Annotated in this window: 14 protein-coding genes, 1 tRNA gene and 1 pseudogene; 7 read left to right on the plus strand and 9 right to left on the minus strand. The window is 68.5% G+C overall.

What is annotated here, in order from left to right; all coding sequences use genetic code 11:
* Positions 1-285: 285 nt before the first annotated feature.
* On the minus strand, positions 286-750 hold the full coding sequence (locus NLX86_RS16010) for an RICIN domain-containing protein (protein ID WP_254372371.1): 465 nt from the start codon (positions 748-750) through the stop codon (positions 286-288).
* A 1030-nt stretch (positions 751-1780) separates the two neighbouring features.
* On the opposite strand from NLX86_RS16010, the gene NLX86_RS16015 reads away from it, so the two are divergent.
* Positions 1781-3340 carry a multicopper oxidase family protein gene (locus NLX86_RS16015; protein WP_254372372.1) on the plus strand — a complete coding sequence of 520 codons (1560 nt, stop codon included), beginning with the start codon at positions 1781-1783 and terminating at the stop codon, positions 3338-3340.
* A 368-nt stretch (positions 3341-3708) separates the two neighbouring features.
* Here NLX86_RS16015 and NLX86_RS16020 read toward each other — a convergent pair whose 3' ends face one another.
* The 3 genes from NLX86_RS16020 to NLX86_RS16030 form a co-directional block, all read right to left on the minus strand.
* Complete coding sequence (locus NLX86_RS16020; protein WP_254372448.1) at positions 3709-4146, minus strand: CBS domain-containing protein; 438 nt, start codon at positions 4144-4146, stop codon at positions 3709-3711.
* Between the two features lie 75 nt (positions 4147-4221).
* A complete protein-coding gene (locus NLX86_RS16025; RefSeq protein ID WP_254372373.1) occupies positions 4222-4422 on the minus strand; it encodes a DUF397 domain-containing protein in 201 nt (66 codons plus the stop codon).
* Positions 4423-4433: 11 nt separating this feature from the next.
* Entirely contained in the window at positions 4434-5315 is an 882-nt protein-coding gene (locus NLX86_RS16030; RefSeq protein WP_254372374.1) for a helix-turn-helix transcriptional regulator, read from the minus strand.
* A 232-nt stretch (positions 5316-5547) separates the two neighbouring features.
* Between NLX86_RS16030 and NLX86_RS16035 the strand changes: the two genes are divergently transcribed.
* From NLX86_RS16035 to NLX86_RS16045, 3 genes are all read left to right on the plus strand, one after another.
* Positions 5548-5964: an ATP-binding protein gene (locus tag NLX86_RS16035; protein WP_254372375.1), complete on the plus strand. Its 417-nt coding sequence runs from the start codon at positions 5548-5550 to the stop codon at positions 5962-5964.
* 65 nt (positions 5965-6029) lie between these two features.
* On the plus strand, positions 6030-6383 hold the full coding sequence (locus tag NLX86_RS16040; RefSeq protein WP_254372376.1) for a hypothetical protein: 354 nt from the start codon (positions 6030-6032) through the stop codon (positions 6381-6383).
* Positions 6376-6624: a hypothetical protein gene (locus tag NLX86_RS16045; RefSeq protein ID WP_254372377.1), complete on the plus strand. Its 249-nt coding sequence runs from the start codon at positions 6376-6378 to the stop codon at positions 6622-6624. Before NLX86_RS16040 ends, NLX86_RS16045 begins: the two co-directional genes overlap by 8 nt.
* A 44-nt stretch (positions 6625-6668) precedes the next feature.
* Here the strand turns inward: NLX86_RS16045 and NLX86_RS16050 are convergent, their stop codons facing one another.
* On the minus strand, positions 6669-8078 hold the full coding sequence (locus NLX86_RS16050) for a GH1 family beta-glucosidase (RefSeq protein WP_254372378.1): 1410 nt from the start codon (positions 8076-8078) through the stop codon (positions 6669-6671).
* A gap of 57 nt (positions 8079-8135) precedes the next feature.
* A pseudogene (locus tag NLX86_RS16055) lies at positions 8136-8276 on the minus strand (carbohydrate ABC transporter permease); the annotation flags it as partial.
* Positions 8277-8411: 135 nt separating this feature from the next.
* On the opposite strand from NLX86_RS16055, the gene NLX86_RS16060 reads away from it, so the two are divergent.
* Positions 8412-9440: a LacI family DNA-binding transcriptional regulator gene (locus tag NLX86_RS16060; protein ID WP_254372379.1), complete on the plus strand. Its 1029-nt coding sequence runs from the start codon at positions 8412-8414 to the stop codon at positions 9438-9440.
* A gap of 64 nt (positions 9441-9504) precedes the next feature.
* Here NLX86_RS16060 and NLX86_RS16065 read toward each other — a convergent pair.
* From NLX86_RS16065 to NLX86_RS16075, 3 genes are all read right to left on the minus strand, one after another.
* Positions 9505-9577: transfer RNA gene (locus NLX86_RS16065), tRNA-His, on the minus strand.
* A 133-nt stretch (positions 9578-9710) separates the two neighbouring features.
* On the minus strand, positions 9711-10313 hold the full coding sequence (orn, locus tag NLX86_RS16070; protein WP_254372380.1) for an oligoribonuclease: 603 nt from the start codon (positions 10311-10313) through the stop codon (positions 9711-9713).
* Positions 10314-10318: 5 nt separating this feature from the next.
* Complete coding sequence (locus NLX86_RS16075) at positions 10319-11581, minus strand: GlxA family transcriptional regulator (RefSeq protein WP_254372381.1); 1263 nt, start codon at positions 11579-11581, stop codon at positions 10319-10321.
* Between the two features lie 748 nt (positions 11582-12329).
* Here NLX86_RS16075 and NLX86_RS16080 point away from each other — a divergent pair.
* Both NLX86_RS16080 and NLX86_RS16085 read left to right on the plus strand, forming a co-directional pair.
* Positions 12330-12851, plus strand: a complete 522-nt coding sequence (locus tag NLX86_RS16080) for a universal stress protein (RefSeq protein ID WP_254372382.1) — start codon at positions 12330-12332, stop codon at positions 12849-12851.
* A gap of 151 nt (positions 12852-13002) precedes the next feature.
* Positions 13003-13572: a GPR1/FUN34/YaaH family transporter gene (locus NLX86_RS16085; RefSeq protein WP_254372383.1), complete on the plus strand. Its 570-nt coding sequence runs from the start codon at positions 13003-13005 to the stop codon at positions 13570-13572.
* The last annotated feature ends 127 nt before the right edge of the window (positions 13573-13699 follow it).

Here is a 13699-nt window from a genome sequence, read left to right on the forward strand (position 1 = left end):
CCTCACCAGCGTCCTCCACGAAACCGCAGCAATGAGGAGGATCTGCTTCTCTCTCGACACACCTGCACACGGGTGTAGGTGGTCACGATAGCCGTGATCCTAGGTGTCAAACCGATGGGGTGGAGGGAGTGGCCGTCTCCACCCCTGCGCGTGTGGGGCCGCGAGCTCCAGAGCTTGCGGCCCCACACGCGTGAGACGCTCGTGTCCGCTGTGCAGATTCCGGCTGGAATCGTCAGGCTCAGCTGATCACGAGGGCACGGGCTTCATGAGGATCACGAGCGTGGGCTAGGAGACCTTCCACACCTGATACAGGCCACCATTCCCGGGCTCCGTGTAAACGTTTCCGCCGCTGTTGGCGTCCAAGTAGCGTCCCGTGGCGACGTTCTTGTACTTCCACCCAGCGGCCACATATTGCTCCTGCCACTTCTGATAGTTACCGCCGTTGCACTTTTTCATGTAGACCTTGCCGCCGGCGTTCGAGTCGAGGCAGTAACCCTCCTTCTGGAAGGTCCTCGTGCCGCCCTGTGAACCGGTTATCTTCCATGTCGTGGTGCCGTTGGCCTGTCCACACTTACGAGCGTTTGTCTCCCACGAGCCCATGTGGAGGCTAGCGGCCAGGCAGGCCCCGGTCTTCGCATTCTTGCGTTGATTACCAGCAGCTGATGCATTGCTGGAAAAGGCCCCAAGGAGGAGGGCCGAAGACGCGGCAAGCACGATGCTGGAGCGTGCTATTGAAACACCCTTGAACACTGGTTCACCTTTTCTTGCGGTTCTGTGACAGGCGCGGCTTTTCCGTGAATCGGAAAGCTGCACGAATTGCGAGTCAACCGCACGAGGGAAGTGCAACACCGCATTACGGACAGTTCTTAAGGAGTCCCATTCTGGCTGGTTCTGCCTAAAATCGGCCGGGAGGTTTAATCATACTTTTTAGAATATTCGAGCATATTTATTTGGATCTCTCAAATGCTATGAAAAACTCTGATATGTCCACTGCGTCGTCGCGTCGGAGTGTGCAAGATCACCAAATGATGGGTTTGGGGGCTGGGGTGAAGGTTCGATTTGCGGAGGCTGGAATTCCAATCACGGGAGCACCTCGGTCCGCTTTGCTTGAACTTGGCATTCCGCTCACGCGTCTTGATTTAAGGCGAAACTGCTGACTGAAATTCACTAGTGATGCGGCACGCTCCTCGGCTGAAAAAGATCCATGAGGCATCCGGGAGAGTGTCCTATCGGCGGTTTCATTGGCGCTGTCGTCACCGCGTCAGGGCAGGAACTCGGACGAGGGCGGGCCACGGGTTCGAGACCGATGGCTTGCCTGCCGGCTCAGGGACCAGGGCGGCGAGGTGCAGGTGACCGACCCGGCCGGGTGGATCGTCGGACGGGCCTGCCCCGCCGGGGTGCGTTGTTGTGCACGCATCCTCCGGCTCGAAGCCGGTGCTCCCTGTTGGCCGCCAGGCCGGTGGGTGGCGCGCAACCGACTGGCTGACCAGCGACCCGGACAGCGCGAGTGGAGATCGCCGGGGCCAGGTGTGTCCGTATATCGGTGGATACGGAGCGGGGGGTAAGGTGCCGGGCATGGCCACGTACCGGACCCCGCGCGGCGCGCAGCATCCCGGGGTCATATGCCTTGCCGTTCTCGGGGCGTGGGGGTTGCCCTGCTCGTGGCCACAGGCGGATGGCTGACGCGCCGTTCGGGTTGTGCCCATTCCTCGTGCATCCCATGCAGCGGACGCGCCCATCCCGCACGTAACACCGAGATCCCTACGAGGTGCACTCAGTCATGCACACGCACAGCCACACCACGCGTCGGGCCGTCCTCGGCGCCGGAATCGCCGCGGCTGGTTCGGCGCTCCTGTCCGCCTGCTCGCGCGCCACGGAGCACGGCGCTCACGGCGCCGGACCCGCCGTGCTCGGCGTCGAGGCGAAGCCCGTCGACGGCCCGGTCCGCGCCGTGAAATTCACCGCCACCCCCGGCTCTGTCGAGCTGGGCGGCGGACGCACCGTCAAGTCCTGGCTGTACGGTGACCGGTTGCCCGGACAGGAGGTCCGGATCACCGCGGGCGACACTCTCGCACTCACCCTCGCCAACCATCTGCCTGAGTCCACCTCGCTGCACTGGCACGGCATCGCCCTGCGCAACGACATGGACGGCGTGCCCAATGTGACGCAACCGCCGATCAGGCCGGGCGAGTCGTTCGCGTACCGCTTCGTGGTGCCGCACGCGGGGACGTACTGGTTCCATCCGCACTCGGGCGTGCAGATCGACCGCGGGATGTACTCGCCGCTGATCGTGGACGACCCGAAGGAGCCGCTCTCCTACGACCGGGAGTGGATCGTCATCCTCGACGACTGGGTCGACGGGGTGGACGGCTCCACTCCGGACGGGGTGTTCGCCCAGCTCCGCAAGGGCAGGGGCGGTGGCATGGATCACGGGATGGGGCATGGCGGCCAGGGGAAGGCCGAACCGTCCGGCGGGGACTCGGCAGCATCCGAGTCCGGCCCGAGCCGGTTGCTGATGGGGATGAAGAGCGACCTGCTCGGCGGCGACGCGGGCGCGGTCGACTACCCGTACTACCTGATCAACGGGCGTACGCCGGACGATCCTTCGCAGTTCACCGCCAAGCCCGGCGACCGTATCCGGCTGCGCATCATCAACGCCGGCGGCGACACGGCCTTCCGGGTGGCGCTCGGCGGTCACACGCTGACGGTTGCCCACACCGACGGCTTCCCCGTCCGCCATGCCAGGACCGATGCCCTGCTGGTGGGCATGGGCGAGCGGTACGACGTGCTGTTCACCGCCAAGGACGGGGTCTTTCCGCTGACCGCGCTCGCCGAGGGCAAGAAGGCCTCGGCGATGGCCGTCCTGCGCACCGGCAGCGGAGCGCTCCCGCGGCCGTCCGCGTGTCCGGCCGAGCTGTACCGGAGGGTGCTGGCATCGGCCTCCCGCCTCGTACCCGACGAGTCCGTCGCCCTCTCCCGGCGCAGGCCGGATCGCACGATCCAGATCAAGCTGACGGGCGGTATGGAGAAGTTCGACTGGGCCTTCGACCGCAAGCCCTACTCCCCGCAACGGCGCCTAGTGGTCCGCTCCGGCGAGCGGGTCCGGCTGGTGTTCATCAACGTCACGGAGATGTGGCATCCCATCCATCTGCACGGCCACACCTTCGCCCTGGCAGGCGTCAACGGGGCCGGCGCCCGCAAGGACACGGCGTCGGTCCTGCCGCACCGCAAACTGACCTTGGATTTCGACGCCGACAATCCAGGTCTGTGGATGCTGCACTGCCACAACATCTACCACTCGGAGTCCGGCATGATGACGACGGTCGCCTACCGCGAGTAGCCCTCGGCCCCTCATCACGGGCTGGCCGTCGTGGCGAGCCAACAGACCGCCGTCGGCCGCTGAGCCGGGGCCGGGCCCCTCCCCGGCCTGCCGCGCCCGCACCGCCCACCGGCCGTCGGCCACTAAGCCAAGCCCGGCCGCCCGAGCAGCTGATGTGCCTGGCCCCGCTCCCCGGGGCCGCCCGACACTCATCTGCACCAGCGGGACGCGGCTCGCTGTCAAGGGTGGAGCGAAGCGGAATCGCGCAGCGACGCGACGCAGGAGCGCCCTTTACAGGGAGACGGGGCACGCCAGACTCTCAAGCCGGGCGGCCCCGGGTTACCCCGATCCCGCACCCCGGTGATTCCGCAGTGGCCCCGCCCCGCGTCCTAGCCTGCCGCCGCGTACACGCGCGTCGCGAACTCCGCGATCTGTTCGTCGCTGAGGTTCTTGGCGAGGTTGGCCTCGGTGATCATTCCGACGAGGCTGTGGCCCTTGCTGACGTCGATCACCGGCAGACGCTTGATCCGGTGCGTCTCCATGGTCTCCAGCGCCGTCGTGGCGTCCGCCTCGGAGTCGATCCAGTGCAGCGTACCGGCCAGGGAGCCGGCCTGTACCTCGGCCGGGTCGATCCCCTCGGCGCAACACTTCACGACGATGTCACGGTCAGTGATCATCCCTTTGAGCTTGTTGTCATCACCGCAGATGGGCAGACAGCCCACATTCAGATCGCGCATCATCTTGGACGCTTCGAAGAGCGACTGGTGCGCGCCGACGCACGTCACCCCGCCGGTCATGATGTCGCGGGCCTTGAGCCCCTTGTCCATGGCCATGACTCATACCGCCTTCCGGGCGTTGCGTTTCCTCCCTCGATAACAACACGAATGGCGCAACAGCGCCCCTCAGCCTACGAAGCCGTCGAGACCGCCCGTCTTGATGGCGGTCAGCAGCGCGCTCAGGGCGGTGGGGGTCGTGATCGCCACCTGGGCGGGCCGGTCGCTCTCGCGCAGGTGGACGCGGGTGCGGGATCCGGCGGCCAGCTCTACGCATTCGCCGTCTCCGCCGCCGCTGAACGATGACTTCTGCCAGTCGAGCTGAGACATCGGGCTCCTTCTCATAGTCCGTACATCACGTGCTGGATCAGGCTCAGTGAGTCACGGGACTCGTGCGACTCCGGCGCTGCCTCTGGGTCGACCGGGGCGAGGGCCAGGTCGGAGAGCCTCTCGAACATCTTGGCGTACTCGTCGACCTGTTCGCTATCCCGCAGGAAGACCGAGGTCAGCGGATGCTCCAGATACACCGTGTCGAGCTCCGGCATCACCCCGCCGAAGATGGCGAAGGAGCGGCTGTACGCGGAGTAGGCGCCCGCCTCGAACGGATAGATCTGCACCGTGACATTGGACAGTCGAGACACCTCGATCAGCCGCAGCAGTTGCTTCCGCATCACTTGGGCCCCGCCGATCTGCGCATGCAATGCCGCTTCGTGAATGACTGCCCGGTATTCGACCGGAGTGGCGCCCAAGAGGATCCGCTGGCGGTTGAGCCGGAAGTCAACGAATCGATTCGTGCGCTGTGGGTCGTTCTCCGCCTCGGAGATCACGGCACGAGCGTAGGTCGCCGTCTGCAACATGCCTGGGATGAATAGGGGTTCATGCGTACGCAAGGCAGCCGAGTTCACCTCCAGCTCGGCCAGGTCGCACGCCACCGGAGCGACGACGTCACGGAACTCGTCCCACCACCCCTTGCCCCGGTCGTGGGCCATCTCCATGAGTCCCTCGAAGTAGGGGCCATCCGGACACCCGTAGGCGCGTAGCAACTTGTAGAGACCGTTACGCGGGACATCGACCCGGCCGGCCTCGATATGACTGATCCGCGTGCGCTCGGCGTCGAGCAGCGCGCCTGCGTCGTCACCTGAAATCCGGGCCTGGGTTCGGAGTTTACGCAGTTCTGCACCGAGTCGTCGCTGTCGCTCGCTCGGGCTGGTCCTCGGCGGCATATGTCCCTCCCTATGGGCGTGCGCAGTCTGCCGCGCGCTCAGGCGGGTGGTCCACCCGCTTGCGAGGACGTCACCCACAAGGGGCATTAATTGCGTTCACGGTTGTAACGACATCACGTATGTCCGTACCGTCGAATCGACCGAACCGCGGCGCCCCAGCCGGAAGTGCACCTGGTCCACGGGGACTTGATCAGGCACTGCCACCGCAAGCGACGCCAACCCAGGAGGCCCCATGAAGGACCGCCCACCCCCCGCCGACGTATCCCTCGTCTTCCCGCCCGACCCCGTCTGGGTCCGCGCCGCGCGCGAAGCCGTACGTACGGTCCTCACCGCAGCCGACCGGCACGACCTCGCCGACACCGCCCTGCTCCTGACGTCCGAGGCCGTCACCAACGCGGTCAACGCATGCGCGAGCAGCAACTGCACCACCCCCGTCACCCTCTTCGCCGGGTGGGCAGACCCCCACCGCCTCCGGGTCCTCGTCCACGACGAGGCACCCGGCATCCCGGCCTGCCGAACGCCCGCCTCCGACGAGGAGCACGGGCGCGGCATGCAGCTGATCTCGTACGGGGCCGACGCCTGGGGGGTGTGCACCCATGGTCCGGGCGGGGGAAAGGCGACCTGGTTCGAGCTGGGGTTAGGGCGGTGATCAATAACCCGGGAGCACTATTCTGGTCCGTGGGCCGGGAACGATCACGAGCGAAGGGCCGACCGATGACCGCACAGCACGCGGAACACGACGGACCGCTCATCCCCATGCCCGCTCTGACGCTCCCTGCGCTGCGGCACGCCGTGGCGACCGTCGTTCCGTCCCGCCTGGCCGAGTTCTTCGAGGACATGCAGAAGGCATTCGTCGAGGCGGGCGAACAGGACAGCGTCCTCCCCATCCGGATGTTCTACCGGCACTGGGGAGTGGTCGTTGAGATCGAACGTCATCCGGAGACCGCGCGGCGTCTCCATGCTGCTGAGCGGGCGATGGACAGTGCGGACTCCGATACGCGGGCACGCGCCATCCGGGAGGCCGGGGAGATCGCACGCGCAGCTCATCGTGAGGTCGCTGGTGGCTGACTGGCGCTGGGAGCATGATCCGGATGATCTTCTCGACGGTCTGTCTCCCGAGGTCCTGGCAGAAGTCGAGCATCTCGCGGGGGAGATCGCCACTCGGGACTCGATGGTCTACCTCGAGGGCGCTGCCTTCACAGGGCCGAGCCCGGGACTGCGTACCGAGAGTCGCGGCCGTCTCATGCTGACCTACCTGACCGATGTGCGTGGGGAGAGGGTCGTCGTCCAGGTCACCTGGTTCGACTGACAGGGGGCCAAGGAGCCCCCGGGGCCCTCCCGTACCGCCCCCGATCACGCCGCCGGCGCCTCCGGCAGTACCCCCGTCCTCGCCAGCCGCGCGTACCACTCCGCGCTGGACTTCGGGGTTCGTTGCTGGGTTTCGTAGTCGACGTACACCGCGCCGAAGCGCTTGCTGTAGCCGTACGACCACTCGAAGTTGTCCATCAGCGACCAGAGGAAGTAACCGCTCACATCCGCCCCCGCGTCGATCGCCCGCCGCACCGTTGCCAGGTGGGCGTGCAGGTAGCGGATGCGGTCCGGGTCGTGGACCGTGCCGTCGGTGCCGGGCTTGTCGTCGTACGCCGCGCCGTTCTCTGTGATCATCAGCGCCACGCCCGGCGCCTCGCGGGTGTACCGCAGCAGCAGGTCGTACAGGCCCGTCGGGTCCACCGACCACTCCATCGCGGTCAGCTCGCCCGGCGGCTGGTGGAAGGCGACGTCCTCGGCGCCCGGCCAGGGGGAGTGGGCGGAGGCGCCGTGGCCGTCGCGGCGTGGGTCGGGGCCGGGCGGGGCCGCCGAGACGACCGTCGGCGCGTAGTAGTTGATGCCCAGGAAGTCGAGCCGCTGGTGGATCGTGGACTCGTCGCCCGCGTCGACGAACGACCAGTCGGTGAGCCGCGCGGTGTCGGCGAACAGGTCCTGCGGGTAGGCCCCCTTGAGGATCGGGCCGGTGAAGGCCCGGTTGGCCAGGGCGTCGATCCGGCGCTGCGCGTCCGCGTCCTGCGGCGAGAGGGTGAGCGGGCGGACCGCGCTCGGGTTGAGAGCGATGCCGGTCTGCGCGCGGGCGGGCAGCGCGGCGCGCAGCGCCTGGGTGCCCAGGCCGTGCGCCAGGTTGAGGTGGTGCGCGGCGCGCAGCGCGGCCACCGGGTCGGTGCGGCCGGGCGCGTGCACCCCGGAGCCGTACCCCAGGAAGGCGCTGCACCAGGGCTCGTTGAGGGTGGTCCACAGGTCGATACGGTCCCCGAGGGCTCCGGCGACCTGGCCCGCGTACTCGGCGAAGCGGTACGCGGTGTCGCGCGCCGGCCAGCCGCCCGCGTCCTCCAGTTCCTGGGGGAGGTCCCAGTGGTAGAGGGTCAGGCTCGGCCTGATGCCGTGCGCCAGCAGCTCGTCGGTCAGCGCGCGGTAGAAGTCGAGACCGCGCTGCACGACCGGGCCCCGGCCGGTCGGCTGGACGCGCGGCCACGAGACCGAGAAGCGGTAGGCGGTGAGGCCGAGGTCCGCCATCATCCGGATGTCGTCGCGCCACCGGTGGTAGTGGTCCACGGCGATCTCTCCGGTGTCGCCGCCGAGCACCTTGCCGGGGGTGCGCGCGAACGTGTCCCAGATGGACGGGGTACGGCCGTCCTCCCGTACCGCGCCCTCGATCTGGTACGCGGCGGTCGCAGTTCCCCACAGGAAGCCGGGCGGAAAGCTCTCCGTCATGGACGCGCTCCCAAGGTAGGTGTGGTGTAACCGAGTTAAGGGGTGGGGGGGCGGCGTTCAGCCCTTGACCGCGCCCTGCATGATGCCGCCGACGATCTGCTTGCCGAACACGACGAACGCGAGCAGCAGCGGCAGCGTGCCGAGCAGCGCACCGGCCATGATCACCGACTGGTCGGGGGTATAGCCGCGGCCAAGACCCGGTCAGGTACCGTGGGAGCGCTCCCAGATGTGATGTATTGAAGGGTCGCGGCTCGCCGAGGGGGTGTCAAGGGACCGGACAGCGGGAGTTGGCTCTGGTTGTCCGGCTGTTAGATTTCGATTCGGGAGGCAGCCATGAATGGTCGTGGACGCAGTGGGGGACGGCCGACCCTCGAAGAAGTGGCGGTACGCGCGGGTGTCGGCCGCGGCACCGTGTCCCGCGTGATCAACGGCTCGCCACGGGTCAGCGACCACACGAGGGCCGCCGTCGAGGCGGCCGTGGCCGAGCTCGGTTACGTACCGAACCGCGCGGCCCGCGCGCTCGCCGCCAACCGTACGGACGCGATCGCGCTCGTCGTCCCGGAGCCCGAGACGCGCTTCTTCGCCGAGCCGTACTTCTCCGACGTACTGCGGGGCGTCGGCGCGGCCCTCGCCGACACCGAGATGCAGCTGCTCCTGACCTTCGCGGGCGACGACAGCAAGCGCCGCCGGCTGGCCCAGTACCTGGCCGCGGACCGGGTGGACGGCGTGCTGCTGGTCTCCGTACACGCCGACGACCCACTGCCGGACCTGCTGGAACAGCTCGCCATCCCGGCGGTGGTCAGCGGCCGCCGCTCGGCCGACGAGCCGCTCGCCTCCGTCGACTCGGACAACTTCGGCGGCGCCCGCGCCGCCGTGGAGCATCTGATCGCCCGTGGCCGACGCACCATAGCCACGATCACCGGACGACTCGACGTGTACGGCGCGCAGCGCCGCCTGGACGGCTACCGGCAGGCCCTCGCCGAGGCCGGGCTCGCCCCCGACGAGCTGCTGACCGCGCCGGCCGACTTCACCGAGGAGGGCGGCCGCCGGGCCATGGGCGGACTGCTGGAGCGCCGGCCGCACCTCGACGCGGTCTTCGCCGCCTCGGACGTGATGGCGGCCGGGGCCCGCCAGGTGCTGCGCGAGGCCGGCCGCCGGATTCCGGACGACGTGGCGCTCGTCGGCTTCGACGATTCGGCCGTCGCCCGGCACATGGACCCGGCGATGACCAGCGTCCGCCAGCCGATCGAGGAGATGGGCCGCACCATGGCCGGTCTGCTGCTGCGGGAGATCGCGGGCCGGGAGGGCGAGCGGCCGCAGATCGTGCTGCCCACCGAGCTGGTGGTGCGGGAGTCGTCCTGAGCGCGTCGGGGGACGACCTTCAGGCCCGGTCCGCTTGCGCGGACCGGGCCTGAAGGTCGTTCAGGGTGAGTGACGGGACTTGAACCCGCGGCCACCTGGACCACAACCAGGTGCTCTACCAACTGAGCTACACCCACCATGTCCGGTCGTTCACAGAGCGACCGGCCGAGGAAAAGCGTACATGCTCCGGGAGGGTGCTCGCGCCCCACTTATGGGAGCGCTGATGGAGCCCTGATGGAGCCGTGATGGCACCGGCGCCCCGGTTCCGGCTCACTCCCCTGGCAGCACGTACTTCGCGGCGATGGCCTTCGCGGTGTCCGAGTCGGGACCCGGCTGCGGGACGAAGACCGCCTCGCGGTAGTAGCGCAGCTCCGCGATGGACTCGCGGATGTCCGCGAGCGCGCGGTGGTTGCCGTTCTTCTCCGGACTGTTGAAGTAGGCCCGCGGATACCAGCGGCGGGCCAGCTCCTTGATCGACGACACGTCGACGATCCGGTAGTGCATGTAGTTCTCCAGGGTCGGCATGTCGCGCAGCAGGAAGCCGCGGTCGGTGCCGACCGAGTTCCCGCAGAGCGGTGCCTTGCCCGGTTCCTTGACGTGTTCACGTACGTACGCCAGTACCTGCGCCTCGGCGTCGGCCAGCATGGTTCCGCCGTCCAGCTCGTCGAGGAGTCCCGAGGCGGTGTGCATCAGCCGCACCACCTCGGGCATGGTCTCCAGTGCCCCGGCGGGGGGGCGGACGACAATGTCCACCCCTTCGCCGAGCACGTTCAGCTCCGAGTCGGTGACCAGTGCGGCCACCTCGATAAGTGCGTCGTCCGTCAGCGAGAGCCCGGTCATCTCGCAGTCGATCCACACCATGCGATCGTTCATGTGTCTTACCCTACGGGGCGCTCCCGCTGGCCGGGCAGCACAGGGCGGCCCGAAGCGTAGAGGTCCGAGCCCGGTTTGCCCGGTTCCGGGGGTGCGTGGCCGATCGCCGTCGGGCCGTTCGGCGCGGTGGCGGCCGCCGTCCGGCGCTCGTACGGCGAACGCTCGTACGGCGAACGCTCGTGTGGTGAAGAACGCTCGTGCGGCGACCGCTGGTGCGGCACCGGCGGCTCCGCCACCGCCGCGGGCTCGCTCAGCGGCCTGCGGGCCCGGTACGCGGACCGGTAGGCAGCGGGGGAGGAGCCCAGCTGGCGCCGGAAGTGGCCGCGCAGCGCGACGGGCGAGCGGAAGCCGCAGCGGCCCGCGACCTCATCCACCGAGTAGTCCGACGTCTCCAGCAGCCGCTGGGCCTGGAGCACCCGCTGAGTGATCAGCCACTGCAGCGGCGCACTGCCGGTGAGCGAGCGGAACCGCCGGTCGAACGTGCGCCGGCTCATATAGGCGCGCGCCGCCAGTGTCTCCACGTCGAACTGCTCGTGGAGGTGCTCCAGCGCCCAGGCGACGACCTCGGCGAGCGGGTCGGCGCCGATCTCCTCAGGTAAAGACCTGTCGAGGTAGCGTTCCTGCCCGCCACTGCGGCGCGGCGGCACGACCAGCCGGCGGGCCAGTGCCCCCGCGGCCTCCGAGCCGTGGTCCGTACGGACGATGTGGAGGCACAGGTCGATGCCCGCCGCGGTGCCCGCCGAGGTGAGCACGTCACCGTCGTCCACGAACAGCTCGCGCGGATCGACATGCACGGACGGATAGCGCTTGGCGAGCGTCGGCGCGTACATCCAGTGCGTGGTGGCGGGCCGGCCGTCCAGCAGGCCCGCCGCGGCCAGGACGAACGCCCCGGTGCACAGGCCGACGATCCTGGCCCCCTCCTCGTGCGCGCGGCGCAGTGCGTCGAGCGCGTCGGGTGGTGGTGGTGATGTGATCGACCGCCAGGCCGGTACGACGACGGTGCCCGCCCGTGCGATCGCCTCCAGTCCGTACGGTGCGGTGAGCTCCAGTCCCCCTGTGGTCCGCAGGGGTCCGTCTTCGCCCGCGCACACCAGCAATCGGTAGCGCGGAACGCCGGCGTCCTGCCGGTCGATGCCGAAGACGGACAATGGGATGGAACTCTCGAAAATGGGGCCGCCGCTGAACAGCAGCACTGCGACGATCTCCCGGCGACGACGCCCGGAGAGCTTGCGCGCGGCCTCCGTTGCGGCGGTGGAGTCCTGGCTCATGGCGCTAAGCCCCCCTTGGGTGTCGCGACTCCTCGTTCTGGTCGCTCCTGCACGTTTCCCCTCGGTCCTGCACGTGTCCCCCGCCGTAGATACTCATGATCGAATCTACTGTGTCCCGTGGTGTCGGCGTGACAAGTTCAGCACCCAGCGCTATGTCGACTTGGCAACTTGGCGTAAAGCATTCGATCACGAAGCGTTCCACTCAGGGGGCCCGGTGGGAAGTGCGCCTCGTGTCAGTGGCCCGTCTCAGTAGGCCCCGAGCGGCCTTGGTGGCCCTTTCCTCGCTGGTGACAGCGGGGTTGGGTGGTCATTCCGCCAAGGCGGGGGAGGTCAGGCGAAGTTGGCTGAAAAGCGGTGGGCGCAGGTGTGCGAACCAGTCAGACCCCCGGCGCACCTCCACCGGACTTCCGGCCGCCCCTGAGCGCCCCTCCGATGCCGGCGGATGGGGGCGGATGGGGGCGGATGGGGGTGGCCGACGAGGCGGCGGAGATCCAATGGTTGACCAATGTACGACCCATGCGTGGCGGGTCCGCTCGGTCACTGGCTGTAGAGGGCAGCCAGCATTGCCATCCGGGCCGGGCTCCGGCATGCTCCGGGGAACGCCGCGAGAGGGCGGTGGGCCTGGGCCGGAGAGGAGTGTCGCCGTACCCTTGGGGGTATGGGCTTGGGAAGATGATTCCCGGACACAGCTCCGCCGACAACAGTTGTTCGTTCCCCTCCCAAGAGGACATTCTTCGCCGAGACGCCGATGGCCGGTCACGAAATCCCAGAACCCGCGGACCGCAAGCAGGTCGCCGATCCCTCGGCCGATCTCCAAGCGGCGGAACAGACGCGCCACTCCTGCGATCCCGCCTTCCGGCATGGTGTCGTCGTCGGCTTCGACGGCTCGACCTCCAGTGAGCGGGCCCTCGCCTACGCGATCGGCATGGCCAAGCGATCGGGCTCCGGCCTGATCATCGTCCATGTGGCCAACCGGCTCCCGACGACGGTCTGGGCGGGCTGCGAGCCGCCCGTGTTCGTGGACGTACCGGACCACCGGACCGAAGTGCTCGGGCTCGAGCTGGCCTGCGCCGACTATCTGGCCGAAGTGCCATGGATCCTCGTCGAGCGCGGCGGCGACATCTGCCACGAACTCGAGGAGGTCGGCCGGGAGTATTCGGCCGACGCGATCGTGGTCGGCTCCACGCACGGCATCGTCGGACGCCTCTTCGGCTCGGTCGCGGGGCGGCTGGCCAAGCGCGCGCAGCGGCCAGTCGTTGTGATCCCGTAACCTCCCGTTGTCCCAGGTGAGACCTGGCTGATGTGGCGTCAACTCCCTTGGTCCAGCAGTAAATTTACTCCCCGGTACAGGTGGATTGTGTGCTTGTGAAGGGTACATAAGGGTCCTGGGAAGCAGCACAACTGCATGAAGGGAGCCCGCCGTGGACAACGACGTCTCTGCGGGAAGAACCACCTCGACTCTGGGCCACCTCGCACTCGGCCTGACCCTGCTGGCCTTCGGCATCGGCCACGCCGAAGTCATCGACGGAGTGACCGCAGCCGACTCCGTCTCGCTCGCGCTCTACGTCGGCGGCATCGCACTGTTCATCACCGGACTGCTGGAATTCCGTGGCGGAAACGCCTTCAACGGAACGGCGTACGCGGGACTCGGCGCGTTCTGGTTCACCTGGGCGAGCGGGGCCGACGGCCAGGTCTCATCCGAGGCGGCCGGACTGTTCCTGCTCCTGTTCGCTCTCCTCGCGCTCAGCCTGACGCTGGGCTCCGCGGGCAGCGGGCTCCTCGCCCAGGGCACCTACGGGCTGCTCTTCCTCTCGCTCCTGCTCCTCGGCATCGCGACGTTCGCCGAGAGCGGCGGCCTGGTCAAGGCCGGCGGCTGGGTGGCCGCGGTGGCCGGTCTCGCCGCCTGGTACGGGGCGACGGCCGCGCTGGCCCACTGGCCGACCGCGGTACCGGGACGCGCTGCCGGCCGGCGGGTGACGGCCACCGGCTGAGGCAGCGACCGGCCGGCGCGGGCGACGCCGGCAACGAAAACAGAGCGACCCCCGTGGGCACGGGGGTCGCTCTGTTTTTTTGCGCCTAAGCCGGGGCCGCTCTCGCGGAGCTGGTTGCTCGCCGCGA

The sequence above is a fragment of the Streptomyces sp. A3M-1-3 genome (assembly GCF_024213665.1).
GTDB lineage: Bacteria > Actinomycetota > Actinomycetes > Streptomycetales > Streptomycetaceae > Streptomyces.